Consider the following 2,331-nt stretch of genomic DNA (forward strand, 5'->3'; position numbering starts at 1 on the left):
GCCACTGGCCCCGCCCGGCGTCACCGCCGGGCGGGGCTTTGGGTGCTTCCCTCCGGGCCGCCCGCACCCTCCGGCCTGTCTGGCGCTTCGCTACTCCACCGTAAACAACCCCCGTTTTTTACTGATCAAGCTCTCGCCCGCCAACCCGAAAAGGCAAGTGTCAGGGATTGGCACCGCGCCCACCACGGACGATAATGCGTGCAGGCTGAACGACCGGGGAGGATCGATGACCGCGCCGACGACCGTGCTCGAACGCGCAACGCGACTGCTGCTGCCGCTGCTCGATGAAGATCGCCGCGGCACCTGGCTGACGCAGGCCTTCTACGGACAGGACAAGGACGACGCGCTCTACCACGCAATCGACCAGCGCGGCGCCACCGACGCCTTCACCACCCGCTGCGTGCGCCAGCTTCTCGAGCGCGGCCTCGTAGGCTCGCGGCATGCGCTGTCGCTGCTGCTGGAAGTGATACGCGAACACGCCGGCGACGAGCGGCAGGCGGACTTCGCCGAACTGATCCGCGAACTCGACGCGAGCTGCCAGCGACCGCTCGACGCCGGCTGTCCGTACCGCAACCTGAGCGCTTTCCGCGAAGACGACGAGCCGTTCTTCTTCGGCGGAATGACCCCCTCCGAACGCGAGCTGGCGATCAGCAGCCCGGCGGAGGTCGCCAGGCTGCGCTTCGAGCCAGGTCTGGTCGGCCGCATCCTCGGCGACGTCGGCGACGAGCCGGGCAATCTGCCGCTGCTCGAGTTCTGCCTGACGCAGCTCTACGCGCGCCGCCAGGACGACCACCTGTGCCAGGCGGCGTACGAGGCGATCGGTCGCGTGCACGGCGCGATCGTCCAGCGTGCCGACAGCGTCATCGACGCCATCGAGCGCGACGCTCCTGGCAGCGAGGCGATCGCGCGCGATGTCTTCCTGCAACTCGTGCAACTCGGCGAAGGCAGCGAAGACACGCGCCGGCGCGCGCCGCTCGGTGACTTCGACGAGCGCTCGCGGCGGCTGATCACCGAGCTGGCGACGGCGCGCCTGCTGGTTACCGGCCGCGACGCCGGCAGCGGCCAGGACACCGTCGAAGTCGCGCACGAAGCGCTGATCCGCAGTTGGCAGCGCCTGCGCGACTGGCTGCAGCAGGACCGCGACGACCTGCATCAACGGCGCGAGATCGAGCACGCGGCAGCCGCCTGGCAGGCGCACGGCGAAAGCCACCGCTGGTCTGACGAACGGGTGATGCTCGAAGCCGCGCCGATGCTGCACCGCCTCGGCGCGCGCTTCGACCTGACCCGGAGCGAGCGCGATTTCCTCGGCCCACTGGCGCAGGAAGAAATGCTCGCGCTGCTCGACGATCCGGCGACGACGCACGCCGAGCGAGCGCGCATCGGCGACCGGCTGGCACTGCTGCCCGGCGGCGACCCGCGCCCCGGCGTCGGGCTACGCCCGGACGGCGCCCCGGAGATCGTCTGGCACGCGATTCCGGGTGGCGAAGTCGAACTCGAGATCGACGCTACCGGCTGGTTGCGCCGCTGGCGCGGCCGCCCGCGTCTTGCGGTCGAACCCTTCCACATCGCGCGCTATCCGGTAACCGTTGGCCAATGGCGCGCCTTTCTCGAAGCCACGGATGGCTACGACCGGCTGATCCGTTCCGTGTATCGCGTGGAACCCGCCGCGCAGCGAGGCCGCGACAACCAGCCTGCGGTTTCGCTGAGCTGGTTTGAAGCGATGGCCTATTGCCAATGGGCGAGCGCCCTCCTCGGCCATCCCGTGCGCTTGCCGAGCGAGTGGGAGTGGCAGCAGGCGGCAACGGGTGGCAACCCGAGCCGGCAATACCCCTGGGGCGATTGGCAGGAAGGGCGGGCCAATACCGACGAGAGTCAGCTCTCCCGAATCACCGCCGTCGGCGTCCATCCGCAGGGGGCCTCGGCCGACGGCGTGCTCGACCTGGTCGGCAACGTCTGGGAGTGGTGCCTCAACCAGCATGATTCTCATCCAGGCCTGGGATTTTCACGCCGGCGGCAACTTCGTCCTCGAGATGGATCGCGCCGCCCGGCAATCCCTGCGCACGATCGCCATCCTCTCCAACGACTACCTGGCCGCGAAATTCACCGCCGCCGAATGGGCCGCGGCCTTCGCCCGCGATCCGACCGGCACCGGCGGCGTCCTGCTGCCGGTACGCGTCGGCGACTGCCAGCCGGAAGGCCTGCTGCGCGCCATCGCCTACGTCGATCTGCTCGGACTCGACGAAGCGAGCGCGAAACGCACGCTGCTTGCGCGCGTCAAGGGCGAGCGCCTGAAGCCGTCTTCTCCGCCCGGCTTTCCCGGCCAACCGGCAG

General features: G+C 69.6%; 1 protein-coding gene and 1 pseudogene. Both read left to right on the forward strand.

Annotated features, from left to right (window positions below; genetic code table 11):
• Positions 1–226: 226 nt before the first annotated feature.
• Positions 227–1,921: pseudogene (locus CAPSK01_RS23025) on the forward strand (SUMF1/EgtB/PvdO family nonheme iron enzyme); the annotation flags it as partial.
• Between the two features lie 109 nt (positions 1,922–2,030).
• The coding region (locus tag CAPSK01_RS14030) for a toll/interleukin-1 receptor domain-containing protein (RefSeq protein ID WP_273703713.1) at positions 2,031–2,331 on the forward strand (301 nt) is incomplete at its 3' end.

The organism is Candidatus Accumulibacter vicinus, assembly GCF_000584955.1.
Classification (GTDB): domain Bacteria; phylum Pseudomonadota; class Gammaproteobacteria; order Burkholderiales; family Rhodocyclaceae; genus Accumulibacter; species Accumulibacter vicinus.